This is a genomic window from Microbulbifer weihaiensis (assembly GCF_048323715.1).
Taxonomy (GTDB): Bacteria; Pseudomonadota; Gammaproteobacteria; order Pseudomonadales; family Cellvibrionaceae; genus Microbulbifer.
In genome coordinates this window covers 653,959-674,017 of record NZ_JBLWFL010000001.1, presented here as the reverse complement: position 1 = coordinate 674,017, position 20,059 = coordinate 653,959, and the positions used below count along the sequence as shown (strand labels likewise).

Annotated in this window: 18 protein-coding genes; 4 read left to right on the top strand and 14 right to left on the bottom strand. The window is 58.6% G+C overall.

Going from position 1 to position 20,059, the window contains the following annotated elements:
• Positions 1-132: 132 nt before the first annotated feature.
• Positions 133-2,022 (top strand): DUF885 domain-containing protein, encoded by a 1,890-nt coding sequence (locus tag ACNKU7_RS02855; RefSeq protein WP_418295449.1) that lies wholly within the window; start codon positions 133-135, stop codon positions 2,020-2,022.
• A gap of 192 nt (positions 2,023-2,214) precedes the next feature.
• Here the strand turns inward: ACNKU7_RS02855 and rsgA are convergent, their stop codons facing one another.
• Entirely contained in the window at positions 2,215-3,348 is a 1,134-nt protein-coding gene (rsgA, locus tag ACNKU7_RS02850; RefSeq protein WP_418295448.1) for a ribosome small subunit-dependent GTPase A, read from the bottom strand.
• A 690-nt stretch (positions 3,349-4,038) separates the two neighbouring features.
• On the opposite strand from rsgA, the gene pulA reads away from it, so the two are divergent.
• On the top strand, positions 4,039-7,353 hold the full coding sequence (pulA, locus tag ACNKU7_RS02845) for a pullulanase-type alpha-1,6-glucosidase (protein ID WP_418295447.1): 3,315 nt from the start codon (positions 4,039-4,041) through the stop codon (positions 7,351-7,353).
• Between the two features lie 174 nt (positions 7,354-7,527).
• Here pulA and ribA read toward each other — a convergent pair whose 3' ends face one another.
• The 13 genes from ribA to ACNKU7_RS02780 all read right to left on the bottom strand — a co-directional run bounded on the left by ribA (position 7,528) and on the right by ACNKU7_RS02780 (position 18,922).
• Positions 7,528-8,136 (bottom strand): GTP cyclohydrolase II, encoded by a 609-nt coding sequence (gene ribA, locus ACNKU7_RS02840; protein WP_418295446.1) that lies wholly within the window; start codon positions 8,134-8,136, stop codon positions 7,528-7,530.
• A gap of 20 nt (positions 8,137-8,156) precedes the next feature.
• Positions 8,157-8,801: a retropepsin-like aspartic protease family protein gene (locus ACNKU7_RS02835; protein WP_418295445.1), complete on the bottom strand. Its 645-nt coding sequence runs from the start codon at positions 8,799-8,801 to the stop codon at positions 8,157-8,159.
• Between the two features lie 23 nt (positions 8,802-8,824).
• On the bottom strand, positions 8,825-9,310 hold the full coding sequence (locus ACNKU7_RS02830) for a phosphatidylglycerophosphatase A family protein (protein WP_418295444.1): 486 nt from the start codon (positions 9,308-9,310) through the stop codon (positions 8,825-8,827).
• A gap of 18 nt (positions 9,311-9,328) precedes the next feature.
• The gene (gene thiL, locus ACNKU7_RS02825; protein ID WP_418295443.1) at positions 9,329-10,282 is read right to left on the bottom strand and encodes a thiamine-phosphate kinase; all 954 of its coding nucleotides are present in this window, start codon (positions 10,280-10,282) and stop codon (positions 9,329-9,331) included.
• Between the two features lie 10 nt (positions 10,283-10,292).
• On the bottom strand, positions 10,293-10,733 hold the full coding sequence (gene nusB, locus ACNKU7_RS02820; protein WP_418295442.1) for a transcription antitermination factor NusB: 441 nt from the start codon (positions 10,731-10,733) through the stop codon (positions 10,293-10,295).
• An 18-nt stretch (positions 10,734-10,751) separates the two neighbouring features.
• Positions 10,752-11,222 (bottom strand): 6,7-dimethyl-8-ribityllumazine synthase, encoded by a 471-nt coding sequence (gene ribH / locus ACNKU7_RS02815; RefSeq protein ID WP_418295441.1) that lies wholly within the window; start codon positions 11,220-11,222, stop codon positions 10,752-10,754.
• A gap of 297 nt (positions 11,223-11,519) precedes the next feature.
• Positions 11,520-12,635 carry a bifunctional 3,4-dihydroxy-2-butanone-4-phosphate synthase/GTP cyclohydrolase II gene (gene ribBA, locus ACNKU7_RS02810; RefSeq protein WP_418295440.1) on the bottom strand — a complete coding sequence of 372 codons (1,116 nt, stop codon included), beginning with the start codon at positions 12,633-12,635 and terminating at the stop codon, positions 11,520-11,522.
• Positions 12,636-12,726: 91 nt separating this feature from the next.
• The gene (locus ACNKU7_RS02805) at positions 12,727-13,389 is read right to left on the bottom strand and encodes a riboflavin synthase (protein WP_418295439.1); all 663 of its coding nucleotides are present in this window, start codon (positions 13,387-13,389) and stop codon (positions 12,727-12,729) included.
• Entirely contained in the window at positions 13,389-14,498 is a 1,110-nt protein-coding gene (gene ribD / locus ACNKU7_RS02800) for a bifunctional diaminohydroxyphosphoribosylaminopyrimidine deaminase/5-amino-6-(5-phosphoribosylamino)uracil reductase RibD (protein ID WP_418295637.1), read from the bottom strand. Before ribD ends, ACNKU7_RS02805 begins: the two co-directional genes overlap by 1 nt.
• 14 nt (positions 14,499-14,512) lie before the next feature.
• A complete protein-coding gene (gene nrdR, locus ACNKU7_RS02795) occupies positions 14,513-14,998 on the bottom strand; it encodes a transcriptional regulator NrdR (protein WP_418295438.1) in 486 nt (161 codons plus the stop codon).
• 465 nt (positions 14,999-15,463) lie between these two features.
• Positions 15,464-16,561, bottom strand: a complete 1,098-nt coding sequence (locus tag ACNKU7_RS02790; RefSeq protein WP_418295437.1) for an extracellular solute-binding protein — start codon at positions 16,559-16,561, stop codon at positions 15,464-15,466.
• Positions 16,562-16,919: 358 nt separating this feature from the next.
• Positions 16,920-18,185 (bottom strand): serine hydroxymethyltransferase, encoded by a 1,266-nt coding sequence (gene glyA / locus ACNKU7_RS02785; RefSeq protein WP_418295436.1) that lies wholly within the window; start codon positions 18,183-18,185, stop codon positions 16,920-16,922.
• Positions 18,186-18,739: 554 nt separating this feature from the next.
• Entirely contained in the window at positions 18,740-18,922 is a 183-nt protein-coding gene (locus ACNKU7_RS02780; protein ID WP_418295435.1) for a hypothetical protein, read from the bottom strand.
• Here ACNKU7_RS02780 and ACNKU7_RS02775 point away from each other — a divergent pair.
• Together ACNKU7_RS02775 and ACNKU7_RS02770 are read left to right on the top strand one after the other, a co-directional pair.
• Positions 18,921-19,310 (top strand): hypothetical protein, encoded by a 390-nt coding sequence (locus ACNKU7_RS02775; RefSeq protein ID WP_418295434.1) that lies wholly within the window; start codon positions 18,921-18,923, stop codon positions 19,308-19,310. The genes ACNKU7_RS02780 and ACNKU7_RS02775 overlap by 2 nt on opposite strands.
• A gap of 161 nt (positions 19,311-19,471) precedes the next feature.
• Positions 19,472-20,050, top strand: a complete 579-nt coding sequence (locus ACNKU7_RS02770) for a hemerythrin domain-containing protein (protein ID WP_418295433.1) — start codon at positions 19,472-19,474, stop codon at positions 20,048-20,050.
• Positions 20,051-20,059 lie beyond the last annotated feature (9 nt).

Here is a 20,059-nt window from a genome sequence, read left to right as displayed (position 1 = left end):
CGGAACCGCTGTAAATACATCCCTGTCGCCGACGCTTCCGAAAAGCCTTGCCCTGCGCCCCGCCTTAAATTCAAGCTCACAACTTCGTTGCTACCGCACGTTAAGAAAATATAAACAGAGACAGGAAGTACGATGTCCTTTTCAAAATCTTTTAAAAAAGTTCTGACTTCTAAAGTCACTTATATTGCCGCCTCGATTATGGCCGCGAGCCTGAACGTGCAGGCTATGGATCCCAAAGCTTTCGACAAGGCCATGAAGGTTCTGCCGAAAAACGACCCCAGCGCGCAACTCAAGGCCCTGCAGGATTTGCGTTACCGCTGGATCATGGAAAGCTACCCGGAATCTGCCACCTACGAAGGCTACCCGGGTGTCGAGCGCAACTGGACCGATCAATCCAACGCCGGCATCGAACGCCGCAAAGGCCAGACCCGTGACCTGCTCACCGCCAGCCGCCACCTGGACAAGGACAAACTCCCCGAGGCCGAACAGCTCGATTACCAGCTGCTGTACCAGGATCTGCTGCTGCAGGTAAAGGGCTACCAGTTCCCCGAGCACCTGCTGCCGGTCAATCATATGAGCGGTATCCAGCGCAATGTACCCGCCGTACTGAACGCCATGGCCAGGCGCACCAGCGCAGACTATGAAAATATCCTCGCGCGACTGGACAGCCTGCCGGTACTCATCGAGCAGACCCAAATCCTGATGGAGCGCGGTGTAAAACGAAACCTCACACCGCCGCAGATCACCCTGCGCGACCTCCCCGCGCAGATCCGTGCGCTGATTCCGGCGGATCCCAGACAGAGCCCGCTGCTCAAAGCCTTCAACGAAATGCCCAAAAGCATTTCAGCGGCGCACCAGAACCGTCTGCGCACTCGCGCCTACAGCATCTACCAGAAGTCTCTGGTACCGGCATGGACAAACCTCGCCGAGTACGTGGAGCGCGATTACATCCCCAAAGCCAGCACAGAAACCGCCTTCACCAAAAACGAAGACGGTATTCGCTGGTACGCCCACAAAGTCCGCGAGGAAACCACCACCGACCTGAGCCCGGAAGAGATTCACCGTATCGGCCTTGAGGAAGTGCGCCGCATCCGCGGTGAGATGGATGCCATCATCAAGAAAACCGGATTCGAGGGTGACTTCAAGGCATTTACCGAGTTCCTGCGCACAGATCCGCGTTTCTACTACAGCAGCAAAGAGGACCTGCTGAAAAACTACCGCGATATCTCCAAACGCATTGACGGTGAGCTGCCGGCCCTGTTCGGCACCCTGCCGCGGTTGCCCTACGGGGTGAAGCCCATCCCGAGCTACTCGGAAAAGTCCCAGACAACCGCCTATTACCAGCCGGGATCCATGGAAGCCGGGCGTGCCGGTGTGTTCTTTGCCAACACCTATGATCTGAAAAGCCGGCCGACCTGGGAAATGGAAGCGCTCACCGTGCACGAGGCCATGCCCGGGCACCACTTGCAGATCGCACTGGCACAGGAGCAGACCGACATTCATCCGCTGCGCCGCACCAAGATGTATACCGGTTTCGTCGAGGGCTGGGGCCTCTATTCAGAAAGCCTGGGTTACGACCTGGGGCTGTACAAGGATCCGTACAATGAGTTTGGTGCCCTGACCTACGATATGTGGCGGGCGGTTCGCCTGGTTGTGGATACCGGCATGCATCAGCTGGGCTGGAGCCGCGATGAGGCGATCGAATACTTTATGAATAACAGTGCCAAACCGGAGCATGACGTAAAAGTAGAGATCGACCGCTACCTGGTCTGGCCCGGGCAGGCGCTGGCATACAAAGTGGGACAGATGAAAATCAAGGAAATTCGCGCACGCGCGGAAAAGGCCCTGGGAACCAACTTCAATATCCGCCAGTTCCACGACGCCCTGCTAGGTGCCGGTGCACTGCCCCTGAATGTACTGGAAAGCCGAATGAACACCTGGATTGAGTCCCAGGGCGGAGAGCTTAGCGGCAGGAAAAATGCCGAAGCGGCGGCAGACTCTGCTCAAATCTCGCCAAGCTGAGAGCCAGTAACCGCGAATAGACTGGTCACGGCAAGTAAAAAAGGGCGCTCCCGGCTGGGGCGCCCTGATAAACCCGGATAGAACTCCACACCAGGTTTTAATCATTCCCGTCTTTACTCAGCCGCGTATACCGCCACAGGCGCGATTTAACTCAAGTGCGCCTGTGACAGGATCAGGACTGGGCGTTCGGTATTAGTCCGAGCGACCCTGCTTGCGCGCCCGGGCATCACTTTGCACCGAACGGTAGAACTGTCCGAGTGCGCGATCGTCGGCGCGGCTTTCTGCCAGTGTGCGATTGTTGCGCGCCATTTCCCGGCCGAGCTTGTGCCAGTTGCGCAGGCGGCGCTCATCCAGCTTTCCGGTTCCCATCGCCTTGCGCACTGCACACCCGGGTTCGGATTCGTGGGCGCAATCGGCAAACCGGCAGCGCTGGGCAAGTTCACTGATATCTGCAAATGCATCGGCCAGTCCCTGCTCTGCATTCGCCAGGCCGAGTTCGCGCATCCCAGGACTGTCCAGTAAAAGACCGCCGCCGGAAATCGGATAAAGAGCCCGGTGGCGGGTCGTATGGCGACCCTTGCTGTCGTCTTCGCGGATAGCAGATGTCGCGGCCAGCTCGACGCCCGCGAGACTGTTGAGCAGGGTGGATTTGCCAACACCCGACGAACCCAGCAGGGCGAGGGTTTCCCCGCGACCACACCAGTCGCGCAGCGGCGCGATACTCTCGGCATCCAGCGCATTCACCAGCACAAGCGGAAGATCGCGATGATTGCGTAACGCCTCGCGATACGTCTCGTGATCATCACTAAGGTCGGCCTTGGTCAGCACCAGGCAGACGCGACATCCCGACTCGCGCACCAGCGCCAGATAGCGCTCGACCCGCGACAGATTGAAATCCTGGTTGCAGGAAGAGACGATCAGCACATTGTCCACATTCGCAGCGATAAGCTGCACGGCATGGGCACCCGGCGCCATCCGCCGGAACAGACTGCTGCGCTCCAGGCGACGCACCGGTTTGCGGCTGTCGCGGTTGAGCAGCAGCCAGTCACCGACGGTCGGCTTTTCCTGAGCGTCGTCGAACAGTGCGCCGCTAACCAGTACCGATTCTTCCCCGCGCTCGCCCGCAACCTCGATCTGGCTGCGGTGCACCGCCATCACCCGCACCGGGTCACAATCACCCAGTTCCTCCAGAGACAACTGCTGCTGGAAAAATGGCTTCCAGCCCAGTTGGCGCAGAGGATTTTCTCCTGCACCCGGCTCACGTGGAGCACCAGACGTTGCACCGCGACGAATTACCGGGCGGCGTGAAATAAGAGATTTGCTCAAGGTTCTAAACCCTCAGTGGCGCCCTGTGGTTCTTTGTTTAACAGGTACGCATCAATGGGCCACAGACCTCATCAGTCTGGGCGGTATTCGAAAGGGTTTCCAGTTTGGGGAAACCCGACAAAAACAAGCGATTGCCGGGCAGGTGGCGAGTCAGTCGCGGCTGGCCCGGCGGGAGTTGGATACAGTCATCAACAAGCCTCCGCGGGTGGAATTGCGCGAAATTTAACAGGCATATTCGATAATCACAATACCGGGTGCACGGGTTCCTTTCCGGGTGAAATACCGCGACAGGGCGCAGTTTTCAGTACGCTTAAAAAAGAAAAGCCGGCGTTAAGCCGGCCTCTATATCGGATCACTGTCGGTACATCACCTTTCTCGACCAACAGTGTTCAGACTGAATGAGTATAGACGTACACCCTGACCCCGCCACTCCCTGAGTGACTGTACTTGCGCTTCCATGGCAACTCCCGGGATCAGCGTCTTGCTCAGGAATAGAATGGCGTTGATTCATTTCCCGGCGGTGACGGTTTTGTGAAGACTTTGTGACATCCAGCCCCCTACCTCTGGCGCCTTTTTCCTTCAACCTCGCAAGGGGAGGAGGACGTCATTGCGCAACTCCCGTTCAATGGCCCCATGGGTGCGATGCCCTCACCAAATCCAATAACAATAACCTGAACTGAGAGAACCTCAATGCAAGCGACGTCCGCCACCCGCCTGGCCATGACTGCCGGCTTATTTTCACTCTCCATCCTGCACGGCCTTGCCGCCAGTGCCGCCGATACACCAGCCCCTGCACAGGTGAATATACCCGGCAACCTGCAGCAGGCACTTGGCTGCAGCGGTATGTGGCAACCGGAATGTGCCAATACCCAGCTGCACTACGATGCCATCGATGACAAATGGCAGGGCCGCTTTCAGGTGCCGGCCGGCAACTGGGAATACAAGGCCGCACTCAATAACAGCTGGGACGAAAACTACGGCCTGAATGGTTATCGCAATGGTGCCAATATTCCTTTGCAACTTGGCGAAAGCCGCGCGGTGCAATTTATTTACGATCACGAGACGCACTGGATAACGGATAACGTCAACAGCACCATCGCCACCGTTGCCGGCAATTTCCAGTGGCAACTGGGCTGTCCCGGCGACTGGCAACCAGACTGCCTGCGCAGCTGGATGCAGGACAGTGACGGCGACGGAATCTATACCTTCCTCACCACGGGCATCAATGCAGGCCAATACGAATTCAAGGTCGCCCTCAACGAAGGCTGGAGTGAAAGCTACGGCAATAACGGCAGCAACATCGGATTTACCGTCGAGGAAGACGGTGACGAAATTTACTTTGCGTTCGACATCGCCAGTAAACAGGTCACCGTCAGCACCAATGGCATCCCCCGGGGTGACCTGACACAGGAAAAGGCATACTGGCTGGACGCAGAACAATTTGCCTGGCCCGTGGCGATCAGCGATGGGGACACAATAAAACTTCTCTACAGCAGTGACGCAGCTCTCAGTATCACACCGGACGGCATCAGCGCTGTCGACTCGGAATATCCCCTGCGCAGCATCGGCTCCCTACCCCCGGAAACACAGCAGAAGTTTCCCCACCTCGCCGGGCACAGGGCGTTCGCACTGCAAGACGCAATCGACACCCCGCTCTTGATTACCGGCCAACTGGCACTGGCACTTTACGATAGCGACGGGAACCTGAAAGATGCGACCGGCATACAAATCGCCGGCCTGCTGGATCAGCAGTTCGCCTTTGATGGCCCCCTCGGCGCGCGGGTTGGCGACAGGCATATCGACTTCAGCCTCTGGGCCCCGACGGCCCGCTCGGTAAAACTGCATCTGTTCACAGATCCGCAAGCGGCAGCAGCAGATATGGTCATCCCCATGCAGCGCGATGGTGCAACCTGGCAGGCAAAAACCGGCAAAGAGTGGGATCGCGCCTACTACCTGTATGAAGTGGAAGTGTTCTCTTACTTTTCCGACGCGGTGGAAACCAACCTGGTTACCGATCCGTACTCCCTGAGCCTGTCCATCAACAGCGGCCGCAGCCAGGTGATCAACCTGGATGACCGCGACCTGAAGCCGCGCGGCTGGCCCCAGCTGCAAAAGCCCGCATTGGCAAACCCAGAGGATATTGCGGTATACGAACTTCACGTCCGTGATTTCTCCATCGCCGACCACTCCGTGCCGGAGGTCGAGCGCGGTACCTTCAGGGCTTTCAGCCGTCACAGCAGCCGCGGCATGCGGCACCTGCGCAAACTCTCTCAGGCCGGCTTGACCCATGTCCACCTGTTGCCGGCCTTCGACTTCGCCACCGTGAATGAGGAGCGCGCACAACAGCAGGAAACCCCGGATCTCAGCAGTTACGCCGCCGACAGCAGCGAACAGCAGGCCGCGGTCAACGCCATTCGCGATACCGACGGTTTCAACTGGGGTTACGATCCACTGCACTTCACAGTGCCCGAGGGCAGCTATAGCACCGATGCCAGCGGCACGGCACGCATCCGCGAATTTCGGGAAATGGTTCAGGGCCTATCCCATGCAGGCCTGCGCGTGGTGATGGACGTGGTGTACAACCACACCAGTTCTTACGGCCAATACCGGAATTCGGTGCTGGACAAGATCGTTCCCGGTTATTACCACCGCCGCAATGGCGAGGGCAGTGTGGAGATGAGCAGCTGCTGCGCCAATACCGCCAGTGAACATCGCATGATGGAAAAGCTGATGCTCGACTCAATGGAGGTGTGGGCGAAAGACTACAAGGTTGACGGCTTCCGCTTCGACCTGATGGGCCACCACAGCCTGGATAACCTGCTGAGTACCCGCACCATGCTCGACGCGCTGACGCCAGAGACAGACGGAGTCGATGGCAAAAAGGTCTACCTGTATGGCGAAGGCTGGAATTTCGGGGAAGTTGCCAACGATGCTCGCTTCAAACAGGCCCGCCAAAGCAACATGGCCGGCACCGGCATAGGTACCTTCAACGACCGGCTGCGCGACAGCGTCCGCGGCGGCAATCCTTTTGGCGGCTTCGAGGAACAGGGCTTCGGCACCGGGCTGTATACCGACAGCAATGGCAAGTTCTGGGGCGACGAGCGCCAGACCCTGCTCACACTCGCAGACAAAGTGCGCGTATCCCTTGCCGGTAACCTGAAGGGCTATTCGTTTACGGACTCCTACGGCAACCAAATAACCGGCGAGCAATTAATCTATAACGGCCAGCCCACCGGCTATACGGAAGACCCGCAGGAATCCATCAACTACATCGCCGCACACGACAACGAAACCCTGTTCGACGGCATCCAGATCAAGGCCAACAGCACGGCGACAATCGAGGATCGCGCACGTATTCAGGCCTTCAGCAACGCGCTGGTGTTGTTCGCCCAGGGCGTGCCATTTATCCACGCCGGCCAGGACTTCCTGCGTTCGAAGTCGATGGATCGCGACAGCTACAACTCCGGCGACTGGTTCAATGCACTGGACTTTACCTTTATGCGCGGCAACTGGGGCAAGGGCCTGCCGATCGCGGATAAGAACCAGGACAGCTGGTGGATCATGCAGCCGCTGCTGGCAAACCCGGATCTGGCACCGCGCAAGGATCATCGACTGCAGACCAACGCGATCTTCCGCGAGCACCTGGCCATTCGCAACAGCTCTCCCCTGTTCCGCATGACAACCGCGGACGCGATCCAGCAGCACCTGAGTTTCCTCAATACCGGTTCCGAACAGGTACCGGGGCTGATCGCCATGCAGCTGGAAGATGTGGACGGTGAGATCGACGCACATTACGAGCGTATCGTGGTGCTGTTCAATGGCGACAAAGAGAAAGTGAAGTTTTCCTCCGACGTCCTGGCCGGCAAGGCATTGAAGCTGCATCCAAAGCAGCGTCACTCCGCCGATCCGGAGCTGCGTGGAGCATCGTTCGACCAAGGCACGGGAAGCTTTACCCTGCCGGGAAGAACTACTGCCGTCTTTGTGCAGGTTCGCAACGCAAAATAATATGCACGCCAGGTGATTGAGCGGCCAGCAGTGTATTAACAGGAATGAAGAACCGCACTCCGGCAGATCAGGAGGAAGCCAGGCAACCTTGGTAAAAAAAGCCCCGATGCAGGACGCTGCATCGGGGCTTTTTCATCTGGTTTATTGAGGCAACAGCCGGGAAACACTGCCCGGTTATTTTTCCGTATTTTCCTCGTCGTCGAACAGGTGACCGAGCTTGCCTTTCTTGGTGGAAAGGTAATTCACATTGTGCGGGTTGCGGCCGGACTGGTGCGGCAGACGCTCGGTAACTTCTATACCGAGATCCTGCAGTGCTTTCACCTTGCGCGGGTTGTTCGTCATCAGGCGGATCGATTTTATCCCCAGGTGCTCGATCATCGGTTTCAGGATCGAGTAGTCGCGCATGTCGGCGCCAAAGCCCAGCTGCTCATTGGCCTCCACGGTATCCGCGCCACAGTCCTGCAGTTTATATGCGCGGATCTTGTTCAGCAGGCCAATGCCACGCCCCTCCTGACGCAGATAGAACACCGCACCACGGCCTTCCGTCGCGATGCGATGCAGCGCGTGCTGGAGCTGCGCACCACAATCACAGCGTAGTGAGAACAGCGCATCACCGGTCAGGCACTCAGAGTGAATGCGGGCCAGCACTGGCTCGTCGGTATCCAGGTCGCCCATAGTCAGGACAACATGTTCCTTGCCGGTTTCCACTTCTTCAAAACCGTGCATCGCAAACATGCCCCAGGACGTCGGCAGTTTGGAGGATTCCACATAGCGAATGGTCAAGCTGATACCTCGTCAATCCATCAATTGCGCGCGCGCAGCAACAGCAAACCATCCTGCTGCTGCATATCCACGCGGCTTAAAAAACTGTTACCCAGCAACGTGACTTGCGGGAAATCATTCCCCAGCACCGTCGCCTGAACGTTATGCACCTTGATACCGCCAATCGTGACGCTGTCGAGCTGCAGGCTATAGGCGCGCTCAACCCCACTGGCGGTGGAGACATTCAGCGGCCGGGCCCGGCTCAAATCCAGCCCCAGGTTGCGGGCAGTGGGGTAGTTGAACGCGATACTGGTCGCGCCGGTATCCACCATGACAGGCACCCTGCGCCCATTGATCCAGGCCGTGGTGCTGTAATGTCCACGGCTGTCTGGCGTCAGGCGCACCTCGGCCCGGCCCGCTTGCGCATAGCTCGTGGCGACCGGCGCATCCAGTGTCAGGCGCTGCTCGCGGCCGTCAATCAAGACCAGTGCATATTCACTGGTGACACTCAGCAGCTTCACTCCTTCCGGGGAGCTGGCACCGGATTTCAACACGCGCTTGCGCCCGTCAATTTCGAACATGGCGCTGCTGCCAAAAATGGCCTGCAGCCTTACATCCTGCGCCGCTGCAACATTGCCCGAGAACGCGGCCAGCAGCGCGATAGCCAAAACAGGAAAGGTTTTCATCGGCATCCCGCCTCAGAGTCCAGTCACATTACGGTGAGTGCCAATGCGGTACCCTGCAGCACCAGCGCCGCGTAGATACCCGCCAGTATATCGTCGAGCATGATTCCCAGACCACCGTGTACCCGGCGATCCGCCCAGCCGATGGGCTGGGGCTTGGCGATATCGAAAATACGGAACAGCACGAACCCGTAGAGCGCCCATAGCCAGCCAGCGGGCGCGAGAAACATGGTGATCCAGTAACCGACAAACTCATCCCAGACGATGCCGCCGTGGTCGTGGACTCCGAGCTTGCGGGAAGCCTCGCCGCACAGGTAGCAACCGAGGATCGCCGCCACGACCACAACCGCGACGTATGCCGGCACCGACAGGAACTGCATTCCCCACCACAGCGGAACTGCGGCAAGGGTACCAAAGGTGCCCGGTGCCTTTTTGGCGAGCCCGGAGCCGAAGCCAAAGGCGAGAAACAGCACGGGGCTGCGTCGGAGTTGTGAGAAGGTCGGCGTATTCATTGTATTTTTTCCTGCCGCTCAAAAATGCTGGTAGCCGGTTTGCTGCGGCAGCCAGGGCTGGCCGCCATAAGTGCAGCGAACCCCGTTGTCTGCTGTCATTTTGCCGATTGCGGTAATTGGCAATTGCAGCTGCGCAAGCGCTGCCTGGTGCCGCTCCGGCACGGTAAAACACAGCTGGTAGTCGTCGCCGCCAGCCGCTGCCAGTTGCAGCGCGCGCTCGGTTCCAGCCGCCTGAGCCAGGGCTGCAATTGGCAGCTGTCCCAGATCGATCTCTGCCCCCAATTGGCTCGCACTGCAGATATGCCCGAGATCCGCCAGCAGGCCGTCGGAGATATCCAGTGCGGCGCTGGCAAAAACGCCCATTTGCCGCACCAGTTCAAACTGCGGTTCGGGAAAGTAGTAGGCGGCATCCGCCTGCTGTTGCTGTTCTGAGCTTCCCGCGGTTTCGCCCAGAATCAATGGCAGGGCGGCTGCGGCTGCGCCCAGGCTGTGGCTGACATACACCAGATCCCCCTCGCCCGCGCCGCTGCGCCGCAGTGGCTGCCCGGTAGCGCCGGTGACCTGAATGGTGATCGAAAGCGGGCCCTTGGTGGTGTCGCCCCCAACCAGAGTGATATTGAACTGACGCGCGGTATCCACCAGCCCGCGCGCAAAGCTGTCGAGCCAGGCGGCATCACTTTGCGGCAGCGTGAGTGCGAGGGTAAACCACAGGGGTTCCGCATTCATCGCGGCAAGATCGCTGAGGTTGACCCGCAGCGCGCGACTGGCAATACGGTAGGGATCGGCATCTGCGGGAAAGTGAACCCCCGCCACCAGTGTATCGACGCTGGTGGCGAGCATTTTTCCGGGCGGCGGGATCAGCAGGGCACAGTCGTCGCCAATCCCCAGCTCAACGCCGGCCGCGGGATCCGATCCAGAAAACTGCGACAGGAAGTATTCCTGTATCAGTTCGAACTCACCGGGACCGGCCATAACTGGGGGATCAGCCTTTATCGGCTTTAACTTCGACGCTGCGCACTTTGGCGGCGACTTTGTCGAGAATACCGTTGATGTACTTGTACGCGTCGGTTGGGCCGAATTTCTTCGCCAACGCTACCGCTTCGTTGATCACCACTTTGTAGGGGACATCGATACGGCTCTGCAGCTCGTATGTGGACATACGCAGCAAGGCGCGGGAAACCGGATCCAGATCATCGACCTTGCGATCCAGATATTCCGCATAGGTGTTTTCAATGTCGTCGAGGTTTTTTGCTACGCCGTGCAGCAGCTCGCGAAAGTAAGCTACGTCGGTTTTGCTCATGTCGTTGTCGGCATGAAACTCGGCCTCAATGGCATTGAGGTTGGCGCCGGCCATTTGCCACTGATACAGGGCTTGCATGGCGTAGTGGCGAGCCTTGCGGCGGGCGGATGCAGTTACAGTCATCTCAATTCAGTCTCAAAATCAGATTTTGCCCAGCAGGGAAACCATTTCCAGCGCGGTTTCCGCAGCTTCGCAGCCTTTGTTGCCGGCCTTGGTGCCAGAGCGCTCGATGGCCTGCTCGATGGAGTCTACGGTCAGGACACCGAAGGTCACAGGAACACCGGTATTCAGGGATACCTGCGCGAGGCCTTTGGTGCACTCGCCGGCGACGTATTCAAAGTGCGGGGTACCACCGCGGATAACGGCACCCAGTGCGATCACCGCGTCGAACTTCTTGGTCTCGGCAATTTTCTGCGCGGCCAGCGGGAATTCAAACGCACCCGGGGCGTAGTAGATGGTGATGTCTTCTTCTTTGATGCCTTTGCGACGCAGGGTATCCAGCGCGCCGTCTTTCAGGCTCTCTACCACAAAACTGTTCCAGCGGCTGACCAGCAGTGCATATTTGCCAGTGCTGCCAATGAAATCCCCTTCGATCACTTTGATATTGCTCATGACGTTTTCCATTTTTGCTAATCCACTGCCAACCCATTTTGAGCTTCGGATCCAGTGCAGTGGCGGCAGCGCACCGGGGATGGGTTTTCAGGATCGCTGTGAATACGTCCCTGTACGCTGCGTCGGCAACATCCATGTTGCCGACACTCCTGAAAAACCATCCCCGGCACTCTGCCTTCGATTCACATTTATGGGCTTGTACAACCCATTATTTACAACTCGGGGAAGTCGCTGATAAGCATTCCGAGCACTGCCGGCTGCCGCCAGGCACACGCGCAGTAGCTTTTCAGAGATTTCCTAAATCTCTTCGGCGTTAAGGTATTCCTCTACTTCCAGGTCGAAACCGGAAATAGCGCTGAATTTGAACGGCGCGCTCATCAGGCGCATCTTGCGCACTTTGAGGTCACGCAGGATCTGCGAGCCGGTGCCCACCTGCTTGTACACCAGATCCTGGCTGGGGCGCTGCTGCTTGCCACTGATCAGCCAGTCGATGCTCTCTTCGATTTCATCGGTGGTTTCGTTGTGGCAGATCACCACCACCACGCCCTTGCCTTCTTCCGCGACCTTTTTCAGGGCACTGCGGAACGTCCAGGGCGCATATTTTTCATCGCCGCGGCGCAGGCTGAACACATCGCGCAGGGTACTGGCCACGTGCACACGCACCAGGGTCGGCTCTTCCGGGCTGAAGTCACCAAGGCAGAACGCGAAGTGGCGCTCGCGGCGGGCTTTGTCGAGGTAGGTGCGCAGTTTGAATTCGCCGAATTCGGTGTGCACCTTGCGGTCATTGACGCACTCGACCGTTTTCTCGTTCAGGGCCCGGTAGTTGATCAGGTCGGCGATGGTGCCGATCTTGAGATTGTGCAGCTGGGCAAATTTTTCCAGATCCGGGCGGCGCGCCATGGTGCCGTCTTCATTCATGATTTCAACGATGGCGGCGGCGGGCTCAAAGCCGGCCAGGCGCGCGAGGTCGCAGCCCGCTTCAGTGTGGCCGGCACGGCTCAGTACGCCGCCCGGCTGCGCCTTGATCGGGAAGATGTGCCCAGGCTGGACGATGTCAGAGGGCTTGGCATTGCGGGCAACGGCCGCGCGAATGGTGCGTGCGCGATCAGCGGCGGAGATGCCTGTGGTAACCCCTTCCGCGGCTTCGATGGAAACGGTGAAGTTGGTGCTGAACTGGGCGCCATTGTCGCGGGACATCAGAGGCAGGTCGAGCTGCTCGCAGCGCTCTGCCGTCAGGGTCAGGCAGATGAGACCGCGGGCGTGGGTGGCCATGAAATTGATATCTTCCGGACGAACCTGCTCGGCGGCGATCACGAGGTCACCTTCGTTCTCGCGATCTTCGTCGTCCATCAGGATTACCATTTTGCCCTGGCGGATATCGTCGATCAGTTCTTCAACGCTGTTCAGTTCCATAAAACCTCTGGTTTGTTCGACGGGCCCGACGCCCGTCACGTATGTCTCGTAGAGTCCCTGAAGAGTCCCTAATTAAGAGGGGCTGTCGGCTTTACGCTTTGTAAAACCCGTGCTGGGCGAGGAATTCCAGGGTCAGCCCCTCATCCTTGGACTTGGCTGCGGCGTCTCCCAAGAGTAGTCGCTCCAGATAACGGGCTATCAAGTCCACTTCCAGGTTCACCTGGGTGCCAGCCTGGTATCCGCCGATCACGGTTTCGGCAATGGTGTGCGGCACGATGGTGAGTTCGAACTCAGCGCCATCAACCGCGTTCACCGTCAGGCTGGTGCCATCCACGGTGATCGAGCCCTTGTGGGCAATGTACTTTGCCAGTTCGTCTGGCGCGCGCAGGCGGAACTGCTCGGCGCGGGCTGTGGTTTTGCGCCACACTACCTCGCCTCTGCCATCCACATGGCCGCTCACCATATGTCCGCCCAGGCGGGTCTGGGGCGTGAGGGCCTTTTCCAGATTGACCTTGTCGCCGAGCTTCCAGCTGCCAACGGTGGCAACGGCCAGGGTTTCCGCTGAAACATCCGCCCAGTAACCGTCACCGGGTAAATCCACGACGGTCAGGCAGACACCATTGGTGGCGATACTGTCGCCGAGCTTTACATCGGAGAGATCCAGCTTGCCGCTCTTGACCCGCACTCGCAGGTCTCCGCCACTGGGTTGCAGCGCGGTGATTTCTCCAACGGCTTCTACTATTCCGGTAAACATTAGCGCTCTATATCTGTGGTCGCGGTAATGCGCCAATCGTGGCCCACCGCGCGCATATCGGTGATGGTGATCGGCAGCATGGAACCCATGCGCTCGATCGGCAGTTCAAACAGTGGCCGCGCACTGGAGCCCAGGATCTTTGGCGCCACATAGACGATGATTTCATCCACATGCCCCTGGTACATGAAGGCACCGGAGAGGGTCGCGCCACTCTCGATCAGCACCTCGTTGCACTCCCGCCGCGCGAGTTCTTTCAGCAGCTCGCCCAGGTGAACCCGGCCGTTTTTGTCCGCCGGCAATACCAGTACCTCGGCGCCGGTCTTCTCCAGCCGCGCACGGCGCTCGCTGTCTGCGGCGTCCGTTGTGACCACCAATGTGGGGCCAGTGCCGTGCAAAATAAAGGCTTTGGCCGGCGTGCGCAGCTGGCTGTCGACGATCACCCGCAGGGGCTGCTTCTCCGCGGCGGCCGCGGCGAGCTCCGGCGGCAACGCCATTTCCTCCGGGCGCACGTTCATGTTCGGGTTGTCGTGGCGCACGGTGTCGACACCGGTCACCACGGCACAGCTGCGCGCGCGCAGGTTCTGCACATCGGCGCGGGCGGCGGGGCCGGTGACCCACTTGGATTCACCACTGGCCATGGCGGTGCGGCCGTCGATACTCATGGCCGACTTGCTGCGCACCAACGGCAGGCCCTGGGTCATGCGCTTGATAAACCCGGGGTTCAGCGCGCGGCAGGATTCTTCCAGCAACGGGCCTTCCACTTCAATACCCGCATCGCGCAGTTTTTGTAACCCTTTACCGCTGACGCTGGGGTTCGGGTCTTCCATACCGAATACGACTTTGGCCACTCCGGCGGCCACCAGGGCATCGGCGCAGGGGCCGGTCTTGCCGCTGTGACTGCAGGGTTCCAGGGTAACGTAGACGATGTTGCCTTTGGCGCTGTCCCCGGCCGCCTTCAACGCCTCGACTTCCGCATGCCCCTCACCGGCGCGCTGGTGCCAGCCTTCGCCGAGGATGTTGCCGTCGGCGTCAGCAATGACACAGCCGACCCGGGGGTTGGGCATGGTGGTATACAGGCCGCGCTCGGCCAGCTGGATGGCGCGGGCCATGAGTTCTGTTGGCGTCACTTGGCGTCTCCGGATTCTGCGCTGGATTTGCCGCGGGTGGTGAGGCGCTCGATCTCGTCGCTGAATTCGCTGAGGTCTTCAAAACGGCGGTAAACCGAGGCAAAGCGAACATAGGCGACCTGGTCGAGCTCGCGCAATTGCTCCATCACCAGCTCGCCGATATGCATGGCCGGGAGTTCACGCTCGCCGGTGGCCTGCAGGGCGTGCTTGATCTGGGCGACGGCGGCTTCGACCCGCTCGGTGCTGACCGGGCGTTTCTCCACGGCGCGCTGGATACCGGCGCGCAGCTTGTCCTCGTTGAAGGGCTCGCGCTGGCCGTTCTGCTTGACGACCCGCGGCAGTACCAGTTCTGCGGTCTCAAAGGTCGTGAAACGCTCGTGGCACTGCAGGCATTCGCGACGACGGCGCACCTGGTCGCCATTGGCCACCAGGCGGGAATCTACGACTTTGGTTTCTTCTGCGCTGCAGAACGGACAGTGCATGGGGAGTTGGCCCTATCAGAAAATGGGCGGCAGTTTACCACATGGCGACAAATTAGGCCTGAAAAGCGCACAGACTAGCCAAGTAGCACCAGCCTTGGGCGAAAGCGTCGATGCCGGGTGTGCTCTTGCAGGACCGTCTGCGGCCTGGATGGCCGCAGCCGAGCCCCCCATGGATGGGTGTAAGGGGGGGCGCCCAGCCCGTGGCCCGTAAGAGCACACCCGGCATCGATGCTGCCACTTATCTGCCCAACAACTCCTTATTCTGAAGCACCTAATGTGGCGCAAGGGCACCGGGCAGGGCTTTTCAAAATCGCTGCGAGTACATCCATGTACGCTCCGGCGCCGCCATCCATGGCGACGACGGTTTTGAAAAGCCCTACCCTGTACCCTTGCTTCGCATTGAGCTCCTGCACTTCGTGACTAACGAGCACACGGCAAGAGTGGAAAATTGAGTCTTAAACCCAATTAGATCTCCTCCCGCTCAATAATCCGCTGCCACAGCTTATGCCGCAGCGCCAAAACGCGGTTGCTGGTGGCGGCCGGGATCCAGGTGCGTTCCAGCTCCTGCGGGCGCGGGTAAACGATGGGGTTGTTCAGCAACTCTGGATCCACCAGCTCCTGCGCCGCCATGTTGGCGTTGGCGTACTGGGTCTCATTGCTGATATTGGCAATGACACTGGGCTGCATCAGGTAATTCAGGAACTGGTAGGCGGCATCCACGTTCTGGGCATTGCTGGGAATGGAGACGACATCGATCCACAGCGGGAAACCCTCTTTCGGCATGACGTAGCGGATATCGAACGGCTTACCGGCATCCCGGGCCTGCTGCTGGGCCTCCAGCACATCCCCGCTCCACGCGTGGGCAATACAGCGCTTGCCGCTGGCCAGGTCTTCCACATACTCACCGGAATCAAAGTCGGTGATGTGCAGACGCACCTTGGACAACAGGTTCGCCACCATGTACTGGTGGGCAACGCTCATGGAGTTGGGATCTTTATTGAGGTACTTGAGCGCTACATCGAAGATCTCTTCGGGAGAGCGCATCAGGGTTGCGTTGCAGTGGTCGAGCTTGCCGAGGTATTCGGGGTCGAACAGCAGGTCCCAGCTGTCTTCCGGCAGCACCCCGCCAAAGGCTTTTTCCACCGCCTGTACGTTGTAGCCGATACCCACCGTGCCCCACAGATAGGGAATCGCATACTGGTTACCGGTATCGAACAGGGCCAGGCGCTCCATGAACTTGGGATCGTTCTGGTGCCAGTTGTCGATACGGTCGCGATTCAGCTTCTGCAGCTGCCCCGCGGCAATATATTTGGGGATGTTGTCAGAGCCCGGCACGATGACATCGAATTGGCGACCTTCTTTAAGCCAGACCTGCTCCAGCTCCTCGATATCGTCGAATTCGAAATAGTGCACCTTGATGCCGGTCGCGGATTCGAAGTCCGCAATGGTGTCTTCAGCGATGGACTCCGACCAGTTGGCGAAGTGCAATTCTTTTGCCTGAGCGTTCAGGCTGAAACCAATGATAGCCAACAGGGTGGCCAATATTTTGGATATTGGGCGCATGCTCTACTCTCGCTCCGCAGTGATACTGCACGGTTACTTCAGAGCTTCCGCAGAGCTCTCCAGCCACTGCACGGAAGCGTCGAATCCTGAAACCGCTTGGACCCGAAAGTGCCTGGCACCCAACCGGGTACACAGGGCGATTAGCAGCACATCCTTGATGCTATTTATTCTCAGTGCAAAAAATGCACCGAACCCGCCGGCACAAAAGTTGAACTTCGCTCCGGCTTATAAGGGGGCGTATTAAACCAGAAACCACCGGTCATTTCTCAGGCTTGCAGACAATTTCCCAAGATTTGGAAGGGGAAAAGAAAAACGGCCCTGAAAAGGGCCGTTTTTTGGAGACTGGCAAACTTGGCAATCAGCCTTTGTATACCGGGAATTGCGCGCAGATTTCCAGTACCTTGGCTTTCACCTGGGCAATGGTTGCCTCGGCGTCACCCTTCTCCAGTGCATCCAGAATGTCGCAGATCCAGTGGGTCAGCTGCTTGGTCTCTTCCACACCAAAGCCGCGGGTGGTGATGGCGGGGGTGCCAACACGCAGGCCACTGGTGATGAACGGAGAGCGCGGGTCGTTCGGTACCGCATTCTTGTTCACGGTGATATTGGCATTGCCCAGCGCCTCATCCGCATCCTTACCGGTGTATTCCTTGCCGATCAGGTCAACCAGCATCAGGTGGTCATCGGTGCCGCCGGATACGATGTTGATACCGCGATCGAGGAAGGTCTCGGCCATGGCGCGGGCGTTCTCTACCACTTTCTTCTGGTAGGCCTTGTACTCAGGGGTCATGGCTTCCTTAAAGGAAACCGCCTTGGCCGCGATGACGTGCATCAGCGGGCCGCCCTGGCCACCCGGGAATACAGCGCTATTGAGCTTCTTCTCGATCTCTTCATTCGCCTTGGCAATGATGATGCCGCCGCGAGGACCGCGCAGGGTCTTGTGCGTGGTAGAGGTCACCACGTCCGCGTGGGGCACCGGTGACGGGTAAACGCCTGCGGCAACCAGACCGGCAACGTGCGCCATGTCCACCATCAGGTAAGCGCCAACTTTGTCGGCGATCTCGCGGAACTTGGCCCAGTCCATGATACGGCTGTAGGCGGAGAAGCCGGCCACGATCATCTTCGGCTTGTGCTCCAGCGCCAGGCGCTCGACTTCGTCGTAATCCACTTCGCCGGTTTCCGGGTTCAGGCCGTACTGTACCGCGTTGTACATCTTGCCGGAGAAGTTCACCTTGGCACCGTGGGTGAGGTGGCCACCGTGTGCCAGGCTCATGCCCAGTACGGTGTCGCCCGGGGCGCACAGCGCCTGGTAAACCGCGGCGTTGGCCTGGGAACCGGAGTGCGGCTGCACGTTGGCGTAATCGGCGCCGAACAGCGCTTTGGCACGCTCGATCGCGAGGGCTTCCACCTTGTCGACGTACTCACAACCGCCGTAGTAGCGCTTGCCCGGGTAGCCTTCCGCGTACTTGTTGGTCAGGCTGGTGCCCTGAGCTTCCATCACCATCGGGCTGGTGTAGTTCTCCGAGGCAATCAGCTCGATGTGTTCTTCCTGGCGACGGTCTTCGTCCTGAATTGCTTCCCACAGATCCGCATCGTAAGAGGCAAGAGTGACTGATTTATCAAACATGGTATTCCCTCGGAAATTGCGCTGGCAGTTGAACCGCTACCAGCTATAGCGACTAAGCATAATCTCGACAGAGGGGCTTACCTATTCATCCGGTCTATTGGTACACATCCAGTACACACCAGATGTCCGGCCGGTCCGCCCGCCCCAGAAAGCGGCGCATTGTACACCATGCGGGGGACTGGGGCGCAAAGCCCGGACATGAAAGAAATTCATTTCAGCGTCCAGCTCCGCTCATGTTGGGGGCATCCGCGGAATATATCTGCACGAAAGTACCAGTTGTCGCAAAAATCGACCAATCGAGCACAAATTAAAGCAAGGCGCGATAGCCCGCCATAGCCACGCGCTGGCCGCGATTTAGCCGCCGCCGGCAACTTGCAGCGGTTTATTTCCGGTCTTTCAGGGCGAGCAGCCAACCTGAAAGCGGGCTGTAAGGCTTCTGTGATATCTAATACAGCCCTGATCGGCACTGGAGCGCCACTGCTGCACCAGAAAGATGGTCACGGCGAAATGGGTTCGAATACCTGGCCGTAAAGCGCCAGTCGATTGAGTGGCAATCAGAGCTTTTCTCCCATCATGCTGTGGCGGGAGGTTCTCTCTGCAATATTTATGTCACCGGTCTTTAACCATTCCGTTGCTATGGTTGCCGCCATCGACCACCAGCGGGCGATGCCGATCAAAACAAAGAATCTGGGGGGCACAACAGTGCGAATCAAGTTAAAACCTGCGGTTGCCATCATGGCAACCGGCCTTAGCGCGCTGCTGCTCAGCGCGTGCGCAACCATTCAGCCAGAAAGGATCTCTGTGCGCGGCACCGTGCTGGAAGAGGATGGCAAGTACTACCTCAAGAGCGCAGACAACAAATACTTTCTGAATGCTATGCCGCAATTGCGCTACGGCCGCTATGTGGGCAAAACGCTGGCGATCGAGGGCGAGATTCCCAACCAGTGCACACAGGTCTGGGAGGATGCCATTATCCCCGTGGGCGATGACGCCGAACTGGTCGACATGAACCGGGTGGACTGGTCACAGTGTATTGCCGCTGCAAAAGTACACCTTGTCACCGCCCGGGGCGAACGCCAGATATACGACTGGGAAAAAATCGAACTGGAAGATTACTTCTTCTGATTCCGAGCGCCGCTCGCAAAAAACGCAGCTATCAACGCGTTATTCTCACCTGGCGCAAGCCGCAGCATGATCCAGCTGCGGCTTGATTCATATCAAGCCACTTCCCTGCCGGCACACCACAATGTAGATGCACATAATCATATTCAGTCAAGGAGCGCGATATGAATGGCATCTTCTGGCAGCTATGCGATGACCACAAACACATGCAGCAATTGCTCGACGTATTCGAAAAGCTGCTGCACCAGCTTGGCAAGCGAGAACGCGATCCGGCAACGTTAACCTTAATCCTTGACGCACTGGATTACTTTTCCGTCTACCCCGATCAGTGGCATCACCCGGTCGAGGATCTCGTCTTTGAACGCCTCCTGGGTAAGCCTGTCGACATACGTGATGTAGTCGAAGACGTTTTGCGGGAACACCAGGCAATTGCCGCAGCCACACGGCGGATGAACACCCTGTTTTATGCCGTTGCCAATGATGCGGCCGTGGAGCGCTCCCAGCTTTATGGCGCAGCGCAGGAATATATCGACCTGCAACGCCAACACCTGGAAAAAGAAAATGAGATTTTACTGCCGCTGGTGGCCCAGTACCTGACCGCGGCGGATTGGGAAGAAATTGAATTGCAGCTGGACGAAAAAGAAAGCGTGCACTTTCACCAGGGCGTAAAACGGCTTTATCAGGCCCTGCTGGAAAACCTCACCGACACCGAAAATGGCACAGTCACCGCCATGGCCAGCTGAATAGCTGGC

What these genes read in the sequence shown, in the direction of transcription:
- ACNKU7_RS02790 (WP_418295437.1), bottom strand. Translation starts at nt 16,561, where the DNA reads ATGCGCCCAATATCCAAAATATTGGCCACCCTGTTGGCTATCATTGGT.
- ACNKU7_RS02835 (WP_418295445.1), bottom strand. Translation starts at nt 8,801, where the DNA reads ATGAAAACCTTTCCTGTTTTGGCTATCGCGCTGCTGGCCGCGTTCTCG.
- nusB (WP_418295442.1), bottom strand. Translation starts at nt 10,733, where the DNA reads ATGACTGTAACTGCATCCGCCCGCCGCAAGGCTCGCCACTACGCCATG.
- thiL (WP_418295443.1), bottom strand. Translation starts at nt 10,282, where the DNA reads ATGGCCGGTCCCGGTGAGTTCGAACTGATACAGGAATACTTCCTGTCG.
- ribBA (WP_418295440.1), bottom strand. Translation starts at nt 12,635, where the DNA reads ATGGAACTGAACAGCGTTGAAGAACTGATCGACGATATCCGCCAGGGC.
- glyA (WP_418295436.1), bottom strand. Translation starts at nt 18,185, where the DNA reads ATGTTTGATAAATCAGTCACTCTTGCCTCTTACGATGCGGATCTGTGG.
- ACNKU7_RS02830 (WP_418295444.1), bottom strand. Translation starts at nt 9,310, where the DNA reads ATGAATACGCCGACCTTCTCACAACTCCGACGCAGCCCCGTGCTGTTT.
- nrdR (WP_418295438.1), bottom strand. Translation starts at nt 14,998, where the DNA reads ATGCACTGTCCGTTCTGCAGCGCAGAAGAAACCAAAGTCGTAGATTCC.
- ACNKU7_RS02780 (WP_418295435.1), bottom strand. Translation starts at nt 18,922, where the DNA reads ATGATGGCAACCGCAGGTTTTAACTTGATTCGCACTGTTGTGCCCCCC.
- pulA (WP_418295447.1), top strand. Translation starts at nt 4,039, where the DNA reads ATGCAAGCGACGTCCGCCACCCGCCTGGCCATGACTGCCGGCTTATTT.
- ribD (WP_418295637.1), bottom strand. Translation starts at nt 14,498, where the DNA reads ATGGCCCGCGCCATCCAGCTGGCCGAGCGCGGCCTGTATACCACCATG.
- ACNKU7_RS02775 (WP_418295434.1), top strand. Translation starts at nt 18,921, where the DNA reads ATGGCAACCGGCCTTAGCGCGCTGCTGCTCAGCGCGTGCGCAACCATT.
- ACNKU7_RS02855 (WP_418295449.1), top strand. Translation starts at nt 133, where the DNA reads ATGTCCTTTTCAAAATCTTTTAAAAAAGTTCTGACTTCTAAAGTCACT.
- ACNKU7_RS02770 (WP_418295433.1), top strand. Translation starts at nt 19,472, where the DNA reads ATGAATGGCATCTTCTGGCAGCTATGCGATGACCACAAACACATGCAG.
- ACNKU7_RS02805 (WP_418295439.1), bottom strand. Translation starts at nt 13,389, where the DNA reads ATGTTTACCGGAATAGTAGAAGCCGTTGGAGAAATCACCGCGCTGCAA.
- ribH (WP_418295441.1), bottom strand. Translation starts at nt 11,222, where the DNA reads ATGAGCAATATCAAAGTGATCGAAGGGGATTTCATTGGCAGCACTGGC.